Origin of the sequence: Mycobacterium sp. BK086 (assembly GCA_004362315.1) — a bacterium.
Taxonomy (GTDB): Bacteria; Actinomycetota; Actinomycetes; order Mycobacteriales; family Mycobacteriaceae; genus Mycobacterium.
In genome coordinates, this window is sequence record SNWL01000009.1 from 294,517 (window position 1) to 316,175 (window position 21,659).

Below are 21,659 nucleotides of genomic sequence, written 5' to 3' on the forward strand. Positions count from 1 at the left end.
CAGGTATTTGCCTGCCTATTGCAAGGTCCCCAGGTCAGCGCTTTTGCGCGGCAGCGAGCCGGGCCTTGAATTCCGGCGATTCGATCGAGGTGGCCTGCGGTCCGAGCTCGATGTCCTTGGCCGCTTCATGGTGGTCGGTATCCAGGAACCCGGGGATGGCAGTGGCGCGCATCGACGCTTTCGTGGCCAGAACCACCTCGCGTGGTGCGGCAGCGGGGCCGGCTGCCAACTCGAGCGCGGCGGCGACCGGATCGTCGGCGACGGTCAGGGCAAGTCCGTGTTCGACGGCAGCCTCGGCGTCGAAGCGCATCCCGAACAGCAGGGCGGCACGGGCCACCTGCGGGCCGACCGCACGCTGCAGCATCCAGGTCGCACCGCCACCGGGATGGATGCCGAGCTTCTGGAACCTCGGATCGAAGAGGGCGTGCGGCCCGGCGATGCGGACATCGGCGGCCAGAGCCAGGTTGAGTCCCGCGCCCACGGCGGCGCCGTTGACCGCCGCGACGGTCGGCAGGGTGCAGCGGCCGACAGCCATGAATCCGGCATAGATCCGCTCAAGCCCCTCCTTGGCCGCAGCACCCAGGGCGGACAGATCCGCACCCGCGCAGAACGCCTTGCCCGCGCCGGTGATCACCACGGCGTTGGCCTCGCCTTCGGCGGCCCGCACCGCCGAGACGAGCTGTTGGGACATCGCGTCGGTGACGGCGTTGCGCCGATCGGGATCGTTGACGGTGATCAGCGCGACGCGATCAATGACTTCGTAGAGGACCAAATCTGCCACGGGCATGATCGTGCCACCTCAGATCATTTACGCCGACGAAATGTTGGCGCGCGCGCCCGTTGGCGTCTTGCGCTTCAATGGATCAGTCATTCGGCGTGTCAGAAGGGACCACAGATGGCCACGATCAATGCGGAACCCTTCCCGCTGGACTTCGACGTCGCCAGCACCGCGCTGGTGATCATCGATATGCAGCGCGACTTCGTGCTGCCCGGCGGGTTCGGCGAGGCGCTGGGCAACGACACCTCGCTGCTGCTGGCCGCGGTCGAACCGATCAACCGGGTCCTGGCCAAGGCCCGCGAGATCGGGATGCTCGTCATCCACACTCGCGAGGGACACCGTCCGGACCTGACCGACTGTCCGCCGGCCAAGCTGAATCGCGGCGGTAAGACGTTCATCGGCGAGGCCGGGCCGATGGGGCGCATCCTGGTTCGCGGCGAGAAGGGCCACGACATCATCGACCAGCTGTATCCGATCGACGGTGAGCCGGTGATCGACAAGCCGGGCAAAGGCAGCTTCCATGCCACCGATCTGGGCCAGATCCTGTCCGACCGCGGCATCAAGACCCTGGTGGTCTGTGGGGTGACCACCGAAGTCTGCGTGCACACCACCGTCCGCGAAGCCAACGACCGCGGATACGAATGCCTGGTCCTCAGCGACTGTTGCGCGTCCTACTTTCCGGAGTTCCATCGGGTGGCGCTGGAGATGGTCAAGGCACAAGGCGCGATCTTCGGCTGGGTGGCCGACGCCGACGAGTTCGTCGCCGCGACGTCCTGACGCATGGGATCCAGTTCGCGTTTCTACCCCAACCTGTACAAGGACTCGGTGTCCTTGATGACGGTGTCGGCGCGGGTGACGTCGATCCCGGGCATCGAGGCCGCGTCGGTGGTGATGGCCTCGGCCACCAACGTCGACAACTTGGCGCTGGCCGGTCTCGGCACCTTCGAGGTGCGGCCCAACGATCTGATCGTCGCGGTGGCGGGCACCGAGGAGGCGTGCGACGAGGCGCTCGCGGTCGCCGACAAATTGTTGTCGGCAGCGCCGGGCGACGGCGGGGAGTCCAGCGTCGCGGCACCCACCACCAGCATCCAGATGGCCGTCGCCAAGGATCCGGCATTGGACCTCGCGCTGATCTCGGTGCCCGGCGACTATGCCGCCGCCGAAGCGATGAAGGCGCTGCGGCTGGGGTTGGACGTCATGGTGTTCAGCGACAACGTCAGCGTGGCAGACGAACTGGCGCTGAAGCAGTATGCGCGCGACGCCGACCTGATGGTGATGGGCCCCGACTGCGGAACGTCGATCGTCAACGGCATCCCGTTGGGTTTCGCAAACGTCGTGCGGCGCGGGCCGATTGGGGTGGTCGGCGCGTCGGGCACCGGCACCCAGGAGGTGACGGTCCGGATCCACCAGAACGGGTCCGGGGTCTCGCAGGCGCTGGGCACCGGCGGCCACGACCTGGCCGATGTCATCGGCGGCATCTCGATGCTGCACGGCCTGGCGGCCCTCGACGGGGATCCCGACACCGAGGTGATCGTGCTGGTATCCAAACCGCCGTCAGAGACGGTAGCCGCGAGAGTGCTTGCCGCAGCGAGATCTAGCGCCAAACCCGTCGTCGTCATCTTCCTCGGCGCCGACCCGGCGACCATCACCGGCGACGGGGTGTACGGCGCGGCCTACCTCGCTCAAGCCGCCGACATGGCCGTGCAGTTGGCTCGCGGTGAGCGGCCGGACTTCGGCGATATCGTCATCACGCCCGAAATACGAAGCACCCTCGATGATCTCGCGGCATCGATGTCTGCTGATCAGCGCTACGTGCGAGGCATCTTCTCCGGGGGCACGTTCTGTTTCGAGGCTCAGCTGGTCCACCGCGCACACGGCATCACCGCGCACTCGAACACGCCGGTGGCGGGCAACACCGCGCTGACCGATATCCGAAACAGCCTGGGCAACACGATCATCGACATGGGTGACGACGAATTCACCCAGGGTAAGCCACATCCCATGATCGACCCGTCGGGCAAGGATGCCCGCATTCGCGACGAGATCGCCGACCCGACCACGGCCGTCGTGCTGTTCGACGTGGTGCTGGGTTATGGGTCGGCCGAAGATCCGACGGCAGGGCTGATTTCGATCATCGAGGCGGCGCGGGCTGACGGAAGTACGGTCGCATTCATCGGCTACGTGTGCGGCACCGACCTAGATCCCCAGGACCGGGCCGCGGCCGTCGCGGGCCTGAAGTCCGTCGGGGCACTGGTCGCCTCCAGCAACGCCGAGGCCGCCCTGTGGTCGGCTACCCTGATCGCCGCGCGGGGAGGACAGCGGTGAAGAAGCTTTTCGAACAGGACCTCAAGGTCGTCAATGTCGGCCTTCAGGGGTTCGCCACCAACATCATTGCCGCCGGCGGCCAGGTCACCAACGTCACCTGGGCGCCGCCCGCGGGAGCCGATCCCGCGCTGGGCTGGGCGCTGGCCACCCTCGTCGGGGATCCGCGCATCGAGGCGGCCAACCAGATCGCGTTCGACCGGTATCTGGCCGCGCAACCTCGCCTGGTCGACCTGGTTCGCGCGGGCGAGGCGATCCCCGGGCTCGGCGCGGGCGAACGTCGTATCCTGCATTCCGGCCCGCCGATCGCCTGGCCCGAGATGTGCGGCCCGCAGCGCGGCGCGATTGCCGGCGCCATCCTCTACGAAGGCTGGGCCGACGATCTCGACGCCGCCGAAAAGCTCGCCGGCAGTGGGGAAGTGGCACTGGAACCCTGCCACGAACACGGGGCGGTCGGGCCGATGGCGGGCATCATCAGCCCGTCGATGCCGGTGTGGGTGGTGGAGAACACCGCGGCGGGTAACCGGGCGTTCTGCAATCTCAACGAGGGGCTGGGCAAGGTGCTGCGGTTCGGCGCCAACTCGCCAGACGTGATCGAGCGGTTGCGCTGGCTGGGCAGCGAGTTCTTCGCCACCATGCAGGTCGCGGTGCGCGGACTGGCCGACCCGGACCTCAAACCGCTGATGGCCCAGGCGTTGCACATGGGCGACGAGCTGCACAACCGCAACGCCGCAGCGTCAGGGTTGTTGTTCAAGCGACTGACGTTGTCGCTGTTGGGTTCTGACGTTCCTGCCGATGCGGTGCGGCGCGCATGCGAGTTCGTCGCGGGCAACGACCACTTCTTCCTCAACATCTCGATGGCCGCGTCCAAGTCGATGTCGGACGCCGCGGCGGGGGTGGCCGGCAGCAGCATGGTCACGGTGATGGCCCGCAACGGGGTGAACTTCGGCATCAAACTCTCCGGCACGGGCGACCAGTGGTTCCAGGCGCCCGCCAATCCCGTTGACGGCCTGTACTTCCCGGGCTATTCGGTCGACGACGCGGCCGCCGACCTCGGCGACTCGGCCATTACCGAGACCAACGGTCTGGGCGGGTTCGCAATGGCGGCCTCACCCGCGATCGTCCAATTCGTCGGTGGCACGCCCGCCGATGCGACGGCCAACAGTCGGCGCATGCTGTCGATCACGCTCGGCACCAACCCGGCATTCACGTTGCCGCCGTTGAACTTCGGTGGCACGCCCGCCGGCATCGACGCGCGCCTGGTCGTCGACTCCGGCGTTCTGCCCATCATCAACACCGGCATCGCGCACCGGCAGGCCGGTGTCGGGCAGATCGGCGCGGGTATCACCACCGCGCCGATGGACTGTTTCAACGAGGCGCTGGCGGCGCTTGCGGTGGGACTGCAGAAGTGAGCACCGCCATCGTCGCGTTCGGCGGCAACGCACTGGTCACCGACGCCGAGCATGACTCCATCCCGCAACAGTACGACACGGTCGCCCGCACCGTCTCGCCGCTGATCGACATGGTGGAGCAGGGCTGGAAACTCGTTGTCTCCCATGGCAATGGACCGCAGGTCGGCTTCATCCTGCGCCGCTCGGAACTTGCCGAGGGTGAGGTCGACCCGGTTCCGGTGGACTACGCCGTCGCCGACACGCAGGGCGCGATCGGCTACATGTTCGTCAAGGCCCTGCGCAACGAGCTCGCCCGACGCGGCTTGTCCCGGCCGGTCGTGGCGGTGGTGACCCACTCGGTGGTCAGCCTCGACGACTCGGCCTTCGGCAACCCCACCAAACCGGTCGGCTCCTTTCTCGACGAGGGCCGGGCCAGGGAGCTGGCCGCGAGCCAGGGCTGGACCATCGCCGAGGACGCGGGACGTGGCTGGCGGCGCACGGTGGCCTCGCCGCGGCCGACGACCATCCTGGAGACCGAGGTGATCCGCGGGCTGCTCGACAGCGGCGCGATCGTCGTCGCTGTCGGAGGCGGCGGGATCCCCGTCGCGCTGGAACGGGACGGCACCGTCGTCGGGGTGGAGGCCGTCGTCGATAAGGACATCGCCTCGGGCTTGCTGGCCCACGAACTGGGTGCGGACCTACTGATGATTCCCACCGGGGTGCCGCGGGTGGCTATCGGATTCGGGACGCCAGACGAGGCGTGGCTGGACACCATCACCGTCGAGCAGGCCCGCGACTTCATCGCGTCGGGCCAGTTCGGCAAGGGGTCGATGGAGCCGAAAGTGGAGGCCGTCGCCGACTTCGTCGCCGCGACACCCGGAGCCGTCGGCGTCATCGGGGCGGCCGAGGAGATCCCGGCAATCTTGGCAGGTACGTCGGGAACGCGAATTGTCGGTAGGGTAGGCGCCGTGCCACGAGACGACGAAAGTGACGGCAGCGGAGTGCTATTGGCGGTCAACGGTACGTTGATGCGCGGGCTGAAACTCTCGCCGAACATGGCTGCCGCCGGCGCCACCTTCATCCGGGAGGCCACGACCGAGCCGGCGTACCGGCTGTGGACCATCAACGACGACCATCCCGCGATGATCCGGGTCACCGACGATTCGGGGGTCGGGGTGGCCGTCGAGGTGTGGGACGTGCCCGCGGCGGGCCTCGCGGGGATCCTGCTGGCCGAGCCGCCCGGGCTGTCGATCGGGAAGGTCCGACTCAGCGACGGGTCGACAGTGTTGGGTGTGATCGGTGAGCCCGCGCTGGTCGAGGGCCAGCAAGAGATCACTGCATTCGGCGGTTGGCGGGCGTACACCGCCGCCGAGGGGCTGTGATCAGGGCGGTCTAGCCACCGTCAATGGTGCCCGATACCATGCGTCACACACACCACCAAAAACTCCGAGGGCTGACGCATGGGTGAGCGCGAGTTCGCCATCGCTACTGCGGTGCTGCGCGCTACCGGCTATCTGAACCGAGTCCGCATCCTGATCGGCGTGCTGTGCATTGGCAAGGGTCTGGTCAGTGTCTTCGAACAGTTTCACGCGCTGCAGCCAGCCGGCCCACATGGGGTGCTCGCTCGGACGATCCACTTGGCAGTGTTGGTATCCGCCATTGCGATTGGAATCTGGTGGCTGGTGCGGCCGTGGCCGAGTCACCGGTCCGCGATCGCGTTCGCGGTGTGGGGTGATGTCGCGGTGGCTGCAATAGCTCTGACATTCGCCGTGCCTGAGGTGCGGCTGTCGGCGACCGTCTACATGTGCCTGATCGGCGTTTTTGTCGCAGTGCTGTTGGGGTATCGGGTGCTGTTTCTGCACTGCGGTTTCGCCACCGCGACGATCGCGGTGTTCACCTGGATAGGTGTGCAGTTCGACGGCGCGTCGCTGTCGGAGCTGTCGCTGTTCTTCATGCCGGCGATGACAACGGTGGTTGTGCTGCCGGCGATTGCCGCGATGGTCATCGAAGGCACCCGGCGCGGTCTGAGTGCCACCGCTGACGCGGCCAATCGAGATCCGCTGACCGGGTTGCTGAACCGTCGCGGGCTCTATACCGAGGTGAGCCTGACACTGGCCCGCAGTTCGCAGGGCACGTTCCTGGCCGTGGTCGTCATCGACCTCGACGGCTTCAAGCAGCTCAACGATGACCATGGGCACGGCGCCGGTGATGCCACGTTGCGCACGGTCGCTGACCAGCTGACCAAGTTGATCCGGACCCGCGATATCGCCGCACGCGTTGGCGGCGACGAATTCATTCTCGTCGCTGGGCTTTCCGACGAGAACGACCTCGACAGCTTCGTGCGGCGGGTACAGGCGTTGACGCTGCGCAATCCAGAGGGGTTGGCGCTGCGCTCGAGCGTGGGCGTCACCTGGGACATCGCCGACACACGCGAATTCGATCTCGAGACGGTGCTGCACCGCGCCGACGAAGCGATGTACCGCGCCAAGCGGGTCGGGGGAGGGTCGGCCGTGGTGATCGAGCCGCCGACTGCCGAGGAGCCGCAGGCCGTGGGATAAACCGTCAGTTTCGCTCGCTGGCGCCGTCGCGGCGGCGTACTCCGGCGAGAACGTCGGCGGCGGCCCGGAATTGAAGGTGCCGCACTTGGCCGTCCTCGATGGTGAAATCGAAGGCAACCTTGACCTCGCCGCGGTGGATCCATGCGGAGCCTGGACGGTCTCCGACGAACACCGGAAACGCCGCAGCGGCAGCGCCATTGAAGAAGTTGGCCACCTCGTCGCGGCCCTGCATGTGGGCCGGCGTGCCGAGTGCGCTGGCGGCTGCGTCGGCGGAGACCGCGACATCGGGGGCGAGCAGCTGCAGCAACCGGGTGAAGTCGCCCTCGCGCGCCGCTGCCATGAAGGCGTCCACGACTTCCCAATCGGCGAGGGCATCCTCTGGTGATGGTGGACGGACCTTGGCCCGAGCCCGAGAGGCCAGCTTGCGGGCCGCGACCGTGGATGTGTCGAGCATCGAGGCGATCAAGTCGAAGTCCACGCCGAAGCTGTCGTGCAGCACGAAGGCCACGCGTTCGGCCGGCGTGAGCCGGTCGAGCACCACCTGTAGGGCGATGCCGACGGTGTCGGCCAGCACCACGTCGTCGGCGGGATCGGGTGCCGTGTCCTCGAGCTCGATCGACTCGGTCGGCACCGGGGTGCGCGCACGCAGCCGGTCGAGGCACAGCCGTGAGGTCACAGTGGTGAGCCAGCCCGCGAGGTTGTCGATGGTCTCGTCGGTGGCGTGCAGGCGCAACCACGCGTGCTGCACGACGTCCTGTGCTGCGTCGGAGTCGCCGAGAATCCGGCCGGCGATACGTTGCAGGCGAGGGCGCTCGGCCTCGAAACCCTCGCGGAGTTGATCGTCACTCACCATGGCGGTCACACTTTCGTCGTTGGGTGCGTCAACATCTTGACGCACCCCGACCGGTGGGTGTGACCAGAGAGGGAGGACGACCCCCGTGAAGACCATGACCTGCCAAGACCTCGGTGGCCCATGCGAATTCGTGCATCGCGGTGAGAGCGCCGACGACATCATCAATGCGCAGGACAAGCACCTCAAGGACCTGGTCAAAGGCGGCGACGACGCTCACGTACCCGCACGCGAAGACATGAAGGGCCGTTGGCGCCACCCGATCAAGTCGATGGGTTGGTACAACGACGTCAAGAAGCGATTCGCTGAGTTGCCGGAGCTATAGGCCTCAGAGGCGAGCGGGCAGGCGCGATCGGTGGGCCACCAGCAGCTGGCCCAGTGCGTATTCGGTGTCGGCGTTGTGGGTCAGGATGCCCACCGCCGCGCCGTCGGCCTCATACCAAACGGTGAAGCCATCGCCGTGATCGATCAGGTAGCTGTTGTCGAAGTCGCCGCCCCACCCGCTGTACTTGACGGTCGCTTCTCCGATTGTGGTCCAGAAGCCGGGGACGGCGCCCCAGGTGCCTGGTTGGCCGGCGGCGGCCGCGCCGGCGAGCGCTCCCTGGTCGATGGCGTCCTGCCAGTGTTCGGTGGGTACCGGGCGTTGCGCGGTTGCGTTGTCGGCGAGCGCGACGTCGCCGGCGGCGTAGACGCCCGCAGCGGTGGTTGCCATGTCGGCGCCGACGGTGATGCGACCCTCGTGCACCGCGAGTCCGGCGGCCTCGGCCAGGGCGTTGTTGGGTGAGATGCCGGTGGCGGCGACGATCATGTCCGCGCGGAGGGTGTCGCCGTTGTCGAGATGCACGACGCCTGACTCGAGCGCGTGCGCCTCGGCTCCGCCGATGTAGTGCACGCCGGCATCGGTGAGCAGTTGCAATATTCGCTTGCCAGCCTGCTCGCCGAGTCGACCGCGCTGAGGCGATTCCTCAGGTGCCACGACAGTGACGCTGAGGCCGCGACTTGCCAGGGATGCCGCGGCCTCGCAGCCGATGAATCCGGCACCGATGACGACAGCGGTTGTCGCGCCGCGGGCTTGATCGCGTAGGCGCGTCGCGTCCTCCAGCGAGCGCAGCAGCATGGCGTTGTCGCTTCCCGGCACGGGAAGCGGCGCGGGCGCGGCGCCGCTGGCGATAACCAATGTCCGATAGTCGAAATCCTCTGCCGCACAGTGCACCACACTGTGCGCCAGATCGATGTCGTGTACCGGGCTGTCGGTCAGCACGCGGATGGATCGCTTCGTGAACCAGTCGGGATCGTGAAGCCGGACGCTGTCGGTATCGCCGCGGAGAAAGTCCTTACTCAGCGGGGGACGCTGGTAGGGCGGATGGACGTCAGCGGTCACCACGGTCACCGGGGAGTGTGAATCGATCTGCCGGAATCGTTCGGCGGCAGACACTGCCGCGGGCCCGCTTCCGATCACGACCATTCCTGGAGACTGCATGGGCGCCGGGATACCCGTTGAAAACTGACTTAAGCGCCCGCGGTCAGGCGCCAATCTGGTTTCGCGCGGCCCCAGCTGGGTACTAGCGAGCCGTCGGAGTCCGACCCGAGGAAGGTGCTCTTCTGATGCTCGACTTCTTCTGCCTCTGGTGTGGCGATTTCACCTTCGAGACCATCACCTGCAATTCCTGCGGGGAAACTGGCGGCCAGTTCTCCAGCACGAATTTCGGCGACAGCACCGTAGCCGCCTGAGACGCGGACGTCACGGGGCGGCCGGCGCTCAACGTTGACTCGGCTCAGTCCCAATACGTCCATCGTGCGGCGAGCGACGATCACGAAACCGGGCTAGCCGGTTTCGTGATCGTGCACTCCAGTAGCCCGCTAGAACCAGACTTTTCGACCTCCCACCGGCCGTCCGGCGGCGCCCAGGATCCACAAGATAACGCCGACCACGACCAGGATGCCACCAATCGTGTAGAGGATCGACAGGCTGGTGAAGTAGCCGATCAACAGGAGGATAACGCCGAGCACGATCATCATCGATCCGATCTCTAGATTGTTGAGCTGGTAGGTGACAAATTGCCGTATTGGCCAATATTCAAACCAGTTGCTGCGCAAAAGAAAGCGGAGCTGGCCGCGACACCGTCAGTCACGGCTTGAGGACTACTTTGAACGGCGCCATCCTGCTTCTTCCGAAAGGCGTCGTATGCGTGCGGGCCTCGCTCAGCGGCACCGTGTGTGGCGATGCTGTCTACTCTTAACGGGTTGTCGTTCGCTAAGGGAGGCACGAAATCGTCACCCCACTTCTCGACGTTGGCTTGGCCCATCCGCAGCGGGATCTGCTTGTCGTACGGGGGTTTGGCGCCGACGTTGTGGCGGCACCGTAGGCGGCATTGTTCACAAACAGAGGGGCGCTGGCGTGGGTGACGAAATTACCTCGTGCACAACGACTTTCCGTACGCGTTCTCTCGCCGCCGGCGCCGTTGATGGCTTGACAGAGTGCGGGGCAACCTCGGGCGGCAACGCTTGACTGCGGAGCAGTTCGAGGGTTCGAGAGAGGATACGTGAGACATGCATTTGCGAGATCCCCAGCTGCTGACCGATTTGGGTCTGGCTCATCTCGTTGAAGAAGCGGAGCGTCAGAACGGCGCGCTCGCGTTCGGGTAGCGCCTCGATCAGCGGGCGCACGGTCTCGACGTCGACCACCTTGTTCAGCCCAGAATCAAGAAATCCCAACGTGTCTCCGGGCATCGTGGGCCGGCCGTCATGTCCTTCGATGTGTGCATCCGTTGACACGGTCCCGTAATTGCGGCCGGCGATGATGGCTTCGACCACCGTCTCGCGATCTGTGTGCAGGTGATCAGCAAGCTCGGAAGGAGTCGGCGCGCGGCCGCTGCGCTGGGACAGTTCCTCGCGGGCCCTGGCGAGCTGTGATTGCATATCCTTAAGTCCGCGTGGGACTTTCAGGGCCCATCCACGGTCGCGGAAGTGGCGGCGCACCTCGCCCATGATCGTCGGCACGGCGAAGTGCAAGAACTCGGTCCCGGCGGTGATATCAAAACGGTTGACGGCGTTTATCAGGCCGACGCACGCCACCTGATAGAGATCGTCGTAGTCTTCGCCGCGGCCTTTGAAGCGGCGTGCGACGTGGTCGGCAAGCGGCAGTGTCCGCTCGACGATGGCTTCGCGCTGTCGGTCGAATGCCGCGGTGCCATTTTCGAAGGTTTCGAGACGACGGAACATGTCGCCTACATCGGCATAGTCATTGGAGGGTTCAGTCGTGGACATCCGCACGTAGTCCGTTCCGCTTGTTCGAGTCACAATGCGGCTCGAATCTGAACCTGCCGTCGAGCTTACCCGTTGCTGCGCCGCGCAAACGTTGCCAAGGCGCTGGACTGGGTCGACGGCTCGGCATTCACTGCGTGTTTCTGGTGCCAATAACGCCGAAGACATCTGGCTCGCCACCATAGAGGTTGAGGACTGTGAGAACCTCCTTGACATAAACCGTGCGGCGCTCTTGGAGGTCACTGACGCATGGGACCCGCCTGGTATCCCCACCGTCGTTCTCGGGATATGGAATCCGGGGCTCCGAGCTGTTCCGAACTGGGTTCGTTCGGAGGCCGTGGCGTTCGCGGATCGAGATGGATGCGTCCGGCGCGTATCGCCAGGTGGAAGACCCGCTGCTGAGAGGGAAACAACAACTAAACGCAGGTGGCGATTCGGGCCTGGAAGGGCTTGGGTGCCTGCGTAATACATTGAAAGCGGCGTGAGACGGCGCAGCGTTGGTGGCATACCTGATCGGGGCGGCGCATTCTGCGGGCAGCTCACTGCGTTGGCAAGACGGAGGTTCAGAACGCCTGGTTATCGATGTTGGCGCGTGCGGCGGCTTCGCCGCCGGCATCAGTGAATGCGGTCAACGCACGGACCAGTCCGTGCCGGTCGCGCTGCGGCATTTTTCGTACCACTTGTGCGATCTCGTCGCGACGATGCGCTGTGACTGCTCGTACGACGTCGCGACCACGGGTGGTCAGCTCAACGACGAGTTCGCGGCGCGATTCCGGATGGGGTCGGCGATCGATCAAACCGGCGGCAACCAACCTGTCGACCATTCGGCCGGTGGTGGACGGGGCGACATCCAGCAGGCCCGCGAGCGTGGCCAGATTCACCGGTGGACGTGTCGACAGGATCACCAGCGTGCGGAACTGAGGAATTGTGATGGTCTCGTCGACTTCGGCGATGGAACGCGCTGACATGGCTACGAGTAGTCGAGACGCGGTCAGCAGCGCATCAGTGACGGCATCGATCGAGTCCGCTGCATCTGCCATGGTGTTCCCCTCCGGCGTATTGGACTCATTGTGCCAGTCACGGAAACTGTTGCATACTGCAACTATGGCGCGAGCGCGGCAAGGCAGGCGATGAGAGTTGTCAAAAAGATCGGACCACCCGCGGGCTTCCGGCGGGTTGTGTTCCGCCTGCCGATCTACCTCTACCGGTGCGGGCTGGGCGCCCTACTCGGCAGCCGGCTGTTGCTCTTGACCCATCGCGGCAGGCGCTCCGGGAAGGAGCGGCAGGTGGTCCTCGAGGTCGCCGAATACGACCGTGCCACAGATAGTTATCTCGTCGCGTCAGGATGGGGTCCGACCGCCGCGTGGTATCGCAACATCCTGGACACGCCGGACGTCCACATTCAAGTCGGGCGGCGACGGATGCTCGCAACCGCATTGCCGCTCACGAAAGAGGAAGGGGCCGAGGTCTTCGTCCAGTACGCCTCGCGCCATCCCAAGGCCGCCAGACGGGTTCTGCCCCGACTGATGGGCTACTCCGTCGACGGATCGACGGCCGACTTCCGCGAGGTTGGACGTCGTCTGCCGTTCGTGCGCCTGGTCCCGCGTTGACCTTGCAGTGCTCGTCAGCTCGGACACTTGGCGTACCGGTTGATGAGCGCCTGCTCTTCGGGAATTGGCTTGTAGACCAGGGGATCTCGTGGTGTACAGCCGCCGACGGTGACCGCCACGGGTCCGCGCGCGAAGCCGTTGCCGCCGATATGGCCGGACAACTGATCACTGGCGCTGTAGAGAATCGGCGCGGCAAGTTCGGCGACGATGGGCAGATGCCGGGCAGCCAGTTCTAACGCGGCCGAAACGTCGTGTGACCGGATCGTTTTTTCCGAGAACCACACCGGAGGGGTGGTCGACCAATTGATCCGCAATACGTCAATGTGTGGGATCGATTGGTCGGCATTGAGGCGCGTCCACACGTCGAGTTCGGCGGTGCTGGGAAACCGCCGCGAAAACGAGATCTCCGCGGGGTGAAGTTTGCCGGAGTGGATCGTCCATTCCATCCCGGCCAGTCGCAGGAAGTTTCTCGACAACATCCTGACGGCGTCGGCGAGCGTGGCGAAATCAGACGGGTCAGGCAGCGAGAGGCGTAGCACGTTCGAATGGCCGGCTTCTCGCACTTCCAACGGGCCATCGGGGTGAGTGATCGTTGCCCGTAATTCCACTGTCGCCGAATTGAACTCGTGCCGAAGGTCCACCCAATCCCGTGCTTGCCCGATGATTTGATCGGTGTTGGCGATCGCCCGATTGCCACTGTCGACAGCGAACACGTTCCAGCCACGCCGCACATCCAGCTCCGCACGGTAACCGTTGAATGCGCCGCTCGCGAGAGCCGACAGGTAGTGGGAGGTGATTGCCGCGAGCTGATCACCGGTAATGCCGTCTGACACTTCGACGCCAACGTTGAAGTTGACCATGTCCTGGGCCGGTCGGTCGTTGAAGGTATGACTGACGGTCTGCACGCCCGGCATGGCCGCAATCTGTTGCACTAATCGATCGACGGCTGGGCTGCGATCCGGAACCTCGGCGTCGCAGGCGCTCAACACCGCAGTCGCCAGAACTACCCCAGTGAGGGCGGTCGCGCGCGCAGCGCCGAAAGCCCTTTTGAACCAGGTCAATCCGCACAGGGACTGAATGGCATGGCCCAGCGTCACGATGCAACTGGAAATGGCCTTCCCCCTCACTCGCATACGGCAACTATTGCATAGTGCCACCATTGTGTGGCACTATGCAGGAGTCGCCGAGTTCGGCTCGGGTCAGACCGGCCAAGGGCTTCCATATGACACTTTCCAATCGGGAACAGCAGGCATTCGAGCAGATTGCCGAGGAGCTTTATGCCAAGGCCCCGCGGCTGGACCCGACTCGTGTCCGCGATCGCGCAACGGCACCGACTCGTCGGCAACGGATACTTGCCGGACTCGTCATGGTCGTCGGCGCGAGCATGATGATGGGCGCAGTTCTCGTTCCAAAGACAATCCCAGGGGGTCTGTTTGCGTTGGCGTTGCTCGGATACTGCGTGATGTTCGGTGCCGCCCTCCTGTGGTGTGGTAGGCCGTCACACCGAGATCGAGAGGTGACGTCATGTCAGTAGGTGCCACGAACCGGACGCACCGTGACGGGGTCCGGCGCTTCATGACTGCGCTGGTGGCAGTTTCGTTGCCGTTGGCGGGTTGTTCGACCGGTGCTTCGACCCCGGTCGCAGGGCCCCAGTCATCGGCGGCGAAATCCACGTCGTCGGCTGGTGCGCTGGCCAACAGGCACGGCGAAGTGGGTGCTCCGACGGCGCGTGCTCTGGTTGACAAGCTGAACGAGGCGGGGTTTGCCGCGCCGAACCCGCTGGACACGACTGCGCAGGATTGCCGTGTGGCGGGCTGTGTGCAATCGGTGGTCACTGACACCGTCAGGGTCATGTCGTTCGCGACCACCGGGCAGGCGCAGATCTACGCGGCCAACCGAAACCTGTATCAGGTCACGACAATCGTCGTCGAGTTCGCGCCGCCGCTGACCCATTCGGATCAGCTCAGGTACCAGGTCGAAATTCAAAAGCTCGTCGACTAGCTGGGATTCACCATGCGGCAGCCATCGTCAACCTCTATTACGTCGTCGCCAATTGCGAAGGCGCAGGCGGCCGGTCGATGAAGATTGCCATCAGTGGCGCGGGCGTGGCTGGGCCTACGCTCGCATATTGGTTGCATCGCACCGGTCATCAACCAACGCTGATCGAGCGAGCACCAGAATTTCGCACGGGCGGATACGTTATCGACTTCTGGGGCGTGGGCTTCACCGTAGCCCAACGGATGGGCATCGAGGCGGCCGTCCGTGCACGCGGTTACCAGGTGCAATCGATCCGCGCCGCCCGTGCCGACGGTCGCACCCGGGCATCCCTGGGAGTTGACCCATTCCGGCGTGCGGTCGGAGACCGATTCACGAGCATTCCTCGCGGCGATCTTGCCGAAACCATCTACGCCACTATCGAAGACGATGTCGAAGCGATCTTCGGCGACAGCATCACCGCAGTCGAAGAACACTCCGACGGAGTCGGTATCAGCTTCGAGCGAGCCAAGTCTCGTGAGTTCGACCTGGTGATCGGCGCGGACGGTCTGCATTCCAATCTGCGCCGGCTCACGTTCGGGAACGATGAGGCCGCCGAACACTATCTAGGATGCGTGGTCGCGGCGTGTGTCGTCGACGGCTACCGCCCCCGGGATGACCTTGTCTACGTCACATATCCTCAACCGGGCCGAAGCATCGGCCGTTTCACCCTGCGGGATGACCGGACCATGTTCCTCTTCCTGATCCGATGTCCAGAACCGTACGCCTCGAGCGAGACAGCTCGGCAAAAGGCGTTGGTACGCAGCCACTTTGCCGACGCGACCGGCGAATGCGCGGATATCCTCGCCGCGCTCGACGATGCCGACGATTTCTACTTCGACGTCGTCAGCCAGATCCGCCTCGATCGCTGGTCGCGTGGACGCACGGCCCTGATCGGCGATGCGGCGGCCTGTGTGTCATTGATGGCAGGCGAAGGCACCGGCCTGGCCATGACCGAGGCCTACGTGCTGGCCGGTGAACTGCAGCGAGCCCGAGGCGACCACCGCACAGCCTTTGACACCTACGAGTCCCGTCTACGCGCGTTCGTCCGAGGTAAGCAGGGAAGCGCCGAGAAGTTCCTCCCCATCTTCGCCACGCAGACTGCGCTGGGCCTTTGGATACGCGACGTCGTCATGACCGTTCTCGACGCCCTTCCGAGAGCCGACCTGATCATCGGCCGAGATCTGCGTGACGACTTCGAGCTACCCGACTATTCGATGTGAACTGCCCGGGTTGAGGTTTGCAGAACATCCGCCCGGGAACCATTGCATATAGCAATAGTCGTAAGGCGGTGGTTGAGACGCTGATGTCGCGCTCATGCCGCATGTCAGGCAGTAGCGTGGTTACCTGATGCCGGGCCACTGTCGGGGGCTTGAACGGCAACGTGATTACTGCGTCCGGTAGGCGTCTGCTCGGCTGAAGACGCCCACGACCGTGACGCGGCGATGCCCATCGTCGATGCGGTAGATCACGCGATAAGTACCTCGACGGGCACTGTGGCGATCCTCTAGTGGTGGCCGCAAACGCTTGCCGACCCGATGGGGATTGTCCAAAAGCGGTCCGGTGATGAACTCGTAGGCTGCGAACGCGACAGACTCCGGAAGGGTTTCGGTCAACTGTCGCCGGACGATCGGAGCGACGGTTAGTTCGTATCGCTGTTCGGTCACTTCCCGGCTCGACGCGCTTGCATCGCTGCGGCAAGTTGGTCTTGAGTCTCACCTTCGCCGCGGGCCAGTTGAGCATCGGCCTCGCTCAGCGCCCGTACCGCAGCTGAGTCGGACAGGACGGCGATGGTCTCCTCGAGTGACTCCAGATCATCGACAGCGAGAATGACCGCAGCCGGCCGCCCGTGGACCGTGACGGTGATCCGTTCGTGTTGCTCTCCGACCCGGGCCACCAACTCGGACAGGTGGGCTTTCGTCTCAGCCAACGAGCTGGTTTCGGTCATGGTCACAAGTATGACCATGAATCGATGGCGCGTCCACATGCGCCGAAGCCTCTGAAGCGGCCACCGCGGGGCGAATAAACGCCGACCGACGTTATTCAGTACGGCTAAATACCACCTCTGACCAGCGCCCCCGGCAGGAATCGAACCTGCGACCTAGGGATTAGAAGGCCCTTGCTCTATCCGACTGAGCTACGGAGGCAGCGCGTCGACAGTCTAGCGGGGCGGATTTGCCAGAAGGGGCGCGTGTAGCTTCCTGTGAATTGGAATCTCCCTGAGCCGGAATCCGCAGTGGCGTCAATCGGTGCCGAATCGCGCCTGCAACGAATCCTGCAGTCGTCGCACTTCCTTCAGTTTTTCCCGCAGCCGCAACACGGGTTCGGGTGTCCGCTCGGCACCCCAGCCAGCGTCGAGCCGGCTTGACCACCGGCGCTCAGCAACCATGATCAGATCCTCGAGATCGTCAATCTCGGCCTGCATCAGCTCACTGAACAGTCGCGCCTGAGCTGCATCGTTGGGATGAAACGACTGCTTCTGCGGATGTCGCGGAAAACGTCGGCTCAAAGGTGCGGACGTGTGCGCGAAATACGTCGGCTCGGTGCGGGCTGTCAGTCCACCGGCAGCGACTGTGTAGGGATCCTCGAGAAGCATCGTCAAATCATCTATGGGAAACGCTTGGCGTTTCCTTAGGAGCGGGTTGGCAGACAACCCAACGCCACCCGGTGTTAACTTTGCCGGCCCGACACGCGGCCTTCGGTGGGGCCAAAGGTCCTCAGTTTCCGGTTACCTTGATCGCTGGCCTGCGGGAATCGTCCGCGCCAAAAAAAGATTCTGAGAATTTCTCAGCTTCGTCCGAAGTTGGGTTATGGTGTGACGACTGGCACACCACGGGGGAGTGGCAAAGGCGTTAGGCAAGCTAAGGACAAGGGAGTCTTCAGCTATGAGTAGCCCGATTGAGCAGGTCACCGCGCAATGCACGCGCGCCTTTCACACTGGCTCGCTACTGCTGCGGGGCTCGCCAGCGGCCGCCGGCTGGATTCTCGGCTGGCTCTCCGCTGAATTCGCCCCTCAGGTTCTCACGGGTCACGCGCTCTCAGCCTTGCCCTCACCGCTGGAAAACCTCGCCTGCGGACTGGCGGTCCAAAAGGCCGACGCCGTCCTCGACGGCGCCCTGCAGGAGACGTTCGGCAAGAACTACGTCGACTCCGTCCGCCACCCCCTCGACGAGTACAAGGCTCGTCGGCCCAATCTGGCTGGCGTCGTCGACGCCATGCGGCACCGGCGTCACTACGCCGCCAAGACCAGGAACATCCCCTACGGCCCAGGCGGCCGCAGCAACCTGCTCGACATCTGGCGCCGGCCCAACTTGCCCGAGGGATATCGCGCGCCGGTCCTGATCCATGTGCCCGGCGGCGCCTGGTCGGTCAATGACAAACTGGGCCAAGGCTATCCGCTGATGACCCGGATGTCCGAGCTCGGCTGGATCTGCGTCTCCGTCAACTACAGCCGTAGCCCCCGCGCCGCCTTCCCGACGCACGCGGTCGACGTCAAACGCGCCATCGCCTGGGTGCGGGAGAACATCGCCGAGTACGGGGGCGATCCCGACTTCATCGCCATCACCGGCGGCTCGGCCGGCGGGCACCTCGCCTCACTGGCCGCGCTCACCGCGGGGGACGCCACGTTGCAGCCCGGCTTCGAGGACGCCGACACCAGTGTTCAAGCGGCGGTGCCGTATTACGGCGTCTACGACCTGACCAACACCGACAACATGCACCCGCTGATGATGCCGCTGCTCGAGCGCATCGTCATGCAGCGCAGCGTGGCCGACGATCCCACGCTGTACCGGGACGCATCGCCGCTGCACCGGATCCACCGCAACGCCCCGCCGTTCTTCGTCCTGCACGGTGAGAACGACGCCGTCATCCCGAGTTCGCAGGCCCGGGCGTTTACCGCCGCATTGCGAAAGTCCGGTCCGCGCACCGTGTCCTACGCCGAATTGCCGAACGCCCACCACGCCTTCGACCACATCGCCACCCTGCGCTGTCAGCTGGCGGCCGAGGCCGTCGCGAGCTTCCTCGGCATCGTCTACGGCCGGCATATCGCCGCGGGCAAGCGCAGCGGGAGGGTCGCCGTCAGTTCGGCGAGCTGACGATCAGGCGACCGTCATCAGATAATCGGCGCCGCCGGCGTAGACAATCGTCGACGGGCTCGCGGTCACCGCGGCGTTCACGATCGCGGTCGCGAATTCTTCTGCCGGGACGATGCTGGTTTCGTCGCCCGAGGCCACCGTCAGGTGGATCCCCGCATGGTCGAACGCGGAACGCATTGCGTAGAGCGCGGTTTCGCCCGCACGCTTGCTCGCGGCGACGCCCGCATACCCCTTCGGTACCGCCTTGTTCGGGAAGAAGTGAGCTTGGTGGCTGGTGACGAATACGATCCGGGAGCCGACAGGCATGAGCGGCATGGCCAACGTCGCGACGCGGCGCTGGGCGTCGCTGTTGCGCCGTATCTCGAGTCCGCCCGACGCGTTGAGGATCAGGGCGTCCAGCTTGCCGAATTGCGCAGCGATGCATTGCATCATCGCCGCGACCTCGACGTCGTCGGAGATATCGGCGGCCAAAGCTGTGGCGCTGCCACCCGCTTTACGGATCGAATCGACGACCGACTGCGCCTGTTTCGTCTTCTCCCGGTAGTTCACGATGACGTGGGTACCGGGCTCGGCGAGCTGGCGGGCGACTTCGGCTCCGATGCCCCTGGATGCGCCGGTGATCAACACAACGCGTGCGGGTGGCTGCATATCGGGTTCCTTCCGTTGCTGCGGCAAGCCTCACCGTACACGAACTCTAAGAAAAATAAGGTAAAGATAAGATCACGCTAAGGTCTTGCGGAGGCGTCAATTGACGAGGAGTCGGGAGGTAACTTCTGCGGCTCAGACTGAGCGCTCGCCCGGTGTGAATGTCACTGGAACGGCGCGGTATCCGCGTGTGACGGAATTCCCGTGGAACTTGGCTTCGGAGTCGGTGGCCAGCGCGAAATCGGGCATTCGGGCCAGCACCTGTTCGACGCCGATGCGGAATTCGAGGCGCGCGAGATTGGACCCGAGGCAACGGTGCACTCCGGCGCCGAATCCAAGGTGCCTGTTCTGTCGTCGGTCGAGGATGCAGCGGTCGGGCTGTGGAAACTCGTCGGCGTCCCGGTTCGCCGAAGCGTAGTTCACCTGCACGGATTCGCCGGCGCGGAAGGTCTGCCCTGCCAGCTCGACATCGCGTGTGACGGTTCGTGGTATGCCGTGGATCGACCCGGCGAAGCGAATGAACTCCTCGATCGCGTAGGGCATGACGTCGGGTTCGTTGATCAGCCTGTCGCGTTCGCCGGGATGCGTGGCGAGGTAGTGGAAGGCGAAAGACATCGCGTTGGCGGTCGTTTCCAGCCCCGCCTGCACCAGCAACATGGCGTTGCCGACCACGTCTTGGAATGCCAACTTCTGGCCGTCGATCTCAGCGTTGAGCAGCACATCGATCATGTCGTCGGCCGACGGAGCCTCGGAGTGCGCGACGACCGCGTCCGTCAGGTGCTGGTACAGCCCACCCCACGCCGCGCTCCGCGCGTCGTCGGTGGCGCCGTTGAGGGCGGTATCGGTCAATTCGATGCACAGCGGTACGTCGTCTACCGGCATCCCCAGCAGGTACTTGAAGAAGACGACGCCGGGCTGCCGCCAGGCCACCTCGGCGAGGTCGCCGGCTCCCGATTCGATGAACTCATCGATCAATTGATCTGTTTCAGAACGGATTTCGGGCTGCAGCTGTTGCATCCGGCCTGGGGAGAAGTATGGATTGAGCACTTTGCGGAACTTCTGCTGGCGTGGAGGATCAAGGGTGATCACGATGTCGCCGGGGAGTTGCTCGGCACCCTGCGGCGTCGGGTTGCTTGAAAAGTGCTCCCAGTCCTTGAGGATCGCCGCGCATGCGCTGTAGCTCACGGCGACCCACGATCCGCCGGCGTCGGGGGTCAGGAACGGTGTCTCGGTGTAGGCGAATGCGGACTTCGCGCGCATGACGTCGTACACGTCGTAGAGGAAGTCGTTGTCGTTGAAGTCCTCGTGGCGCAAATCCCAATGCTCTGCATGTTCCTCGCGAGACTTGGGCAACACGACCTCCTGGGGTTGGTCGGCAGTACTGCCAGCCGACGTGTAGTAGCAGTTCAACGACTTATATTCGGAGTCGGATAATTTATACCGACACGAATATATCGAGTGGGGTCGAGCCGTACAAGGCGCGACAGCGATCTGAGACGATCGACCCATGGCGGAGAGATGGACGCGTGAGCGTCGGCTGGAACACACCCGCAATCTGCTGCTCGATTCGGCAGAGCGGGCGTTCGCCGATCATGGCTTCGCGGGAGCCGCGCTCGATGACATCGCCGAGGCTGCCGGATACACGCGCGGTGCCATCGCGTCGCACTTCGGGGCCAAGGACGACCTGTTCCTGGCCGTCGTGGAGCGACGGCTGCAACGCCTGGCGGCCAATTTCGACGACGTCATCGGGACGTTCGAGGCGCTCGACGATCAACTGGTCGACGAACTCGTAAAGCGATGGCGCAGTGTCACCACCGCGAGCCGGGCCGACGCGGCACTCAACTACGAATTTTCGCTGTACCTGCTTCGCAACCCGGACGCGCATGAGCGTCTCGCGCCGCAGCGCGAGCGAATGATTCAGTGGGTCGCAACGTATATCGTCAATCACGTTGCTCGCCTTGGCGGCGAGCTCCGGATGCCAGCCGAGACGCTGGCTCGGCTGCTCGTAGCCAGCACCGAGGGCGTGTTGATGGGAAGCCATCTCGACGGCCAGGATCTCCACGAGCCCTATCTGCAGTTCGTGATGGCGAATCTCGTGCTGCCCGGCAATTGA

Annotated in this window: 25 protein-coding genes, 1 tRNA gene and 1 pseudogene; 13 read left to right on the forward strand and 14 right to left on the reverse strand. The window is 64.7% G+C overall.

Annotated elements, in window-relative coordinates; all coding sequences use genetic code 11:
- Nucleotides 1-34: 34 nt before the first annotated feature.
- Entirely contained in the window at nucleotides 35-787 is a 753-nt protein-coding gene (locus EV580_RS30650) for an enoyl-CoA hydratase (protein WP_208114680.1), read from the reverse strand.
- A 108-nt stretch (nucleotides 788-895) separates the two neighbouring features.
- On the opposite strand from EV580_RS30650, the gene EV580_RS30655 reads away from it, so the two are divergent.
- The 5 genes from EV580_RS30655 to EV580_RS30675 all read left to right on the forward strand — a co-directional run bounded on the left by EV580_RS30655 (nucleotide 896) and on the right by EV580_RS30675 (nucleotide 7,049).
- On the forward strand, nucleotides 896-1,555 hold the full coding sequence (locus tag EV580_RS30655; RefSeq protein ID WP_133696442.1) for a cysteine hydrolase family protein: 660 nt from the start codon (nucleotides 896-898) through the stop codon (nucleotides 1,553-1,555).
- A 3-nt stretch (nucleotides 1,556-1,558) separates the two neighbouring features.
- Nucleotides 1,559-3,103, forward strand: a complete 1,545-nt coding sequence (fdrA, locus tag EV580_RS30660) for an acyl-CoA synthetase FdrA (RefSeq protein ID WP_133696444.1) — start codon at nucleotides 1,559-1,561, stop codon at nucleotides 3,101-3,103.
- Nucleotides 3,100-4,512, forward strand: coding sequence for a YlbE family protein (locus tag EV580_RS30665; RefSeq protein WP_133696446.1), 1,413 nt, complete (start codon nucleotides 3,100-3,102; stop codon nucleotides 4,510-4,512). Before fdrA ends, EV580_RS30665 begins: the two co-directional genes overlap by 4 nt.
- Entirely contained in the window at nucleotides 4,509-5,873 is a 1,365-nt protein-coding gene (locus tag EV580_RS30670; RefSeq protein WP_133696447.1) for a carbamate kinase, read from the forward strand. Before EV580_RS30665 ends, EV580_RS30670 begins: the two co-directional genes overlap by 4 nt.
- A 78-nt stretch (nucleotides 5,874-5,951) precedes the next feature.
- Entirely contained in the window at nucleotides 5,952-7,049 is a 1,098-nt protein-coding gene (locus EV580_RS30675) for a GGDEF domain-containing protein (protein WP_133696449.1), read from the forward strand.
- Between the two features lie 4 nt (nucleotides 7,050-7,053).
- On the opposite strand, the gene EV580_RS30680 is transcribed toward EV580_RS30675, so the two are convergent.
- Nucleotides 7,054-7,902 (reverse strand): sigma-70 family RNA polymerase sigma factor, encoded by an 849-nt coding sequence (locus EV580_RS30680; RefSeq protein WP_133696831.1) that lies wholly within the window; start codon nucleotides 7,900-7,902, stop codon nucleotides 7,054-7,056.
- 94 nt (nucleotides 7,903-7,996) lie between these two features.
- Between EV580_RS30680 and EV580_RS30685 the strand changes: the two genes are divergently transcribed.
- Complete coding sequence (locus EV580_RS30685) at nucleotides 7,997-8,224, forward strand: hypothetical protein (RefSeq protein WP_221220357.1); 228 nt, start codon at nucleotides 7,997-7,999, stop codon at nucleotides 8,222-8,224.
- Between the two features lie 3 nt (nucleotides 8,225-8,227).
- Here EV580_RS30685 and EV580_RS30690 read toward each other — a convergent pair whose 3' ends face one another.
- Nucleotides 8,228-9,364 (reverse strand): NAD(P)/FAD-dependent oxidoreductase, encoded by a 1,137-nt coding sequence (locus tag EV580_RS30690; RefSeq protein WP_286171933.1) that lies wholly within the window; start codon nucleotides 9,362-9,364, stop codon nucleotides 8,228-8,230.
- A gap of 140 nt (nucleotides 9,365-9,504) precedes the next feature.
- On the opposite strand from EV580_RS30690, the gene EV580_RS34395 reads away from it, so the two are divergent.
- Nucleotides 9,505-9,630, forward strand: coding sequence for a hypothetical protein (locus EV580_RS34395; RefSeq protein WP_255496961.1), 126 nt, complete (start codon nucleotides 9,505-9,507; stop codon nucleotides 9,628-9,630).
- 129 nt (nucleotides 9,631-9,759) lie between these two features.
- Here the strand turns inward: EV580_RS34395 and EV580_RS30695 are convergent, their stop codons facing one another.
- From EV580_RS30695 to EV580_RS30705, 4 genes and pseudogenes are all read right to left on the reverse strand, one after another.
- Nucleotides 9,760-9,918, reverse strand: coding sequence for a hypothetical protein (locus EV580_RS30695; protein WP_166654946.1), 159 nt, complete (start codon nucleotides 9,916-9,918; stop codon nucleotides 9,760-9,762).
- Between the two features lie 109 nt (nucleotides 9,919-10,027).
- Nucleotides 10,028-10,229, reverse strand: a pseudogene (locus EV580_RS34540) (glutathione-dependent formaldehyde dehydrogenase); the annotation flags it as partial.
- Nucleotides 10,230-10,275: 46 nt separating this feature from the next.
- A complete protein-coding gene (locus EV580_RS30700) occupies nucleotides 10,276-11,166 on the reverse strand; it encodes a SigB/SigF/SigG family RNA polymerase sigma factor (protein ID WP_286171934.1) in 891 nt (296 codons plus the stop codon).
- A 560-nt stretch (nucleotides 11,167-11,726) separates the two neighbouring features.
- Complete coding sequence (locus EV580_RS30705) at nucleotides 11,727-12,203, reverse strand: MarR family winged helix-turn-helix transcriptional regulator (protein WP_133696454.1); 477 nt, start codon at nucleotides 12,201-12,203, stop codon at nucleotides 11,727-11,729.
- Between the two features lie 90 nt (nucleotides 12,204-12,293).
- Between EV580_RS30705 and EV580_RS30710 the strand changes: the two genes are divergently transcribed.
- A complete protein-coding gene (locus EV580_RS30710; RefSeq protein ID WP_133696456.1) occupies nucleotides 12,294-12,773 on the forward strand; it encodes a nitroreductase family deazaflavin-dependent oxidoreductase in 480 nt (159 codons plus the stop codon).
- 14 nt (nucleotides 12,774-12,787) lie between these two features.
- Here the strand turns inward: EV580_RS30710 and EV580_RS30715 are convergent, their stop codons facing one another.
- The gene (locus EV580_RS30715; protein ID WP_133696458.1) at nucleotides 12,788-13,870 is read right to left on the reverse strand and encodes a hypothetical protein; all 1,083 of its coding nucleotides are present in this window, start codon (nucleotides 13,868-13,870) and stop codon (nucleotides 12,788-12,790) included.
- 125 nt (nucleotides 13,871-13,995) lie between these two features.
- Between EV580_RS30715 and EV580_RS34545 the strand changes: the two genes are divergently transcribed.
- The 3 genes from EV580_RS34545 to EV580_RS30730 all read left to right on the forward strand — a co-directional run bounded on the left by EV580_RS34545 (nucleotide 13,996) and on the right by EV580_RS30730 (nucleotide 16,030).
- Nucleotides 13,996-14,307, forward strand: a complete 312-nt coding sequence (locus tag EV580_RS34545; protein ID WP_166654960.1) for a DUF3040 domain-containing protein — start codon at nucleotides 13,996-13,998, stop codon at nucleotides 14,305-14,307.
- Complete coding sequence (locus EV580_RS30725) at nucleotides 14,298-14,774, forward strand: hypothetical protein (RefSeq protein ID WP_133696461.1); 477 nt, start codon at nucleotides 14,298-14,300, stop codon at nucleotides 14,772-14,774. The genes EV580_RS34545 and EV580_RS30725 overlap by 10 nt, the downstream gene beginning before the upstream one ends.
- A 77-nt stretch (nucleotides 14,775-14,851) precedes the next feature.
- A complete protein-coding gene (locus EV580_RS30730; protein WP_133696462.1) occupies nucleotides 14,852-16,030 on the forward strand; it encodes an FAD-binding domain in 1,179 nt (392 codons plus the stop codon).
- Between the two features lie 165 nt (nucleotides 16,031-16,195).
- On the opposite strand, the gene EV580_RS30735 is transcribed toward EV580_RS30730, so the two are convergent.
- From EV580_RS30735 to EV580_RS30750, 4 genes are all read right to left on the reverse strand, one after another.
- Nucleotides 16,196-16,474: a type II toxin-antitoxin system RelE family toxin gene (locus EV580_RS30735; protein WP_133696464.1), complete on the reverse strand. Its 279-nt coding sequence runs from the start codon at nucleotides 16,472-16,474 to the stop codon at nucleotides 16,196-16,198.
- Nucleotides 16,471-16,755, reverse strand: coding sequence for a type II toxin-antitoxin system Phd/YefM family antitoxin (locus EV580_RS30740; protein ID WP_166654961.1), 285 nt, complete (start codon nucleotides 16,753-16,755; stop codon nucleotides 16,471-16,473). The genes EV580_RS30735 and EV580_RS30740 overlap by 4 nt, the downstream gene beginning before the upstream one ends.
- A 125-nt stretch (nucleotides 16,756-16,880) precedes the next feature.
- Nucleotides 16,881-16,954 (reverse strand) — tRNA-Arg (locus EV580_RS30745).
- Between the two features lie 95 nt (nucleotides 16,955-17,049).
- Complete coding sequence (locus EV580_RS30750; protein ID WP_133696468.1) at nucleotides 17,050-17,460, reverse strand: hypothetical protein; 411 nt, start codon at nucleotides 17,458-17,460, stop codon at nucleotides 17,050-17,052.
- A gap of 232 nt (nucleotides 17,461-17,692) precedes the next feature.
- Here EV580_RS30750 and EV580_RS30755 point away from each other — a divergent pair, with 232 nt between their 5' ends.
- On the forward strand, nucleotides 17,693-18,901 hold the full coding sequence (locus EV580_RS30755) for an alpha/beta hydrolase (protein ID WP_133696470.1): 1,209 nt from the start codon (nucleotides 17,693-17,695) through the stop codon (nucleotides 18,899-18,901).
- Between the two features lie 3 nt (nucleotides 18,902-18,904).
- Here EV580_RS30755 and EV580_RS30760 read toward each other — a convergent pair whose 3' ends face one another.
- Together EV580_RS30760 and EV580_RS30765 are read right to left on the reverse strand one after the other, a co-directional pair.
- Nucleotides 18,905-19,549 carry an SDR family oxidoreductase gene (locus EV580_RS30760; RefSeq protein WP_133696472.1) on the reverse strand — a complete coding sequence of 215 codons (645 nt, stop codon included), beginning with the start codon at nucleotides 19,547-19,549 and terminating at the stop codon, nucleotides 18,905-18,907.
- A gap of 132 nt (nucleotides 19,550-19,681) precedes the next feature.
- A complete protein-coding gene (locus tag EV580_RS30765; RefSeq protein ID WP_133696473.1) occupies nucleotides 19,682-20,899 on the reverse strand; it encodes a cytochrome P450 in 1,218 nt (405 codons plus the stop codon).
- A 154-nt stretch (nucleotides 20,900-21,053) separates the two neighbouring features.
- Here EV580_RS30765 and EV580_RS30770 point away from each other — a divergent pair, with 154 nt between their 5' ends.
- Nucleotides 21,054-21,659 carry a TetR/AcrR family transcriptional regulator gene (locus EV580_RS30770; RefSeq protein WP_133696475.1) on the forward strand — a complete coding sequence of 202 codons (606 nt, stop codon included), beginning with the start codon at nucleotides 21,054-21,056 and terminating at the stop codon, nucleotides 21,657-21,659.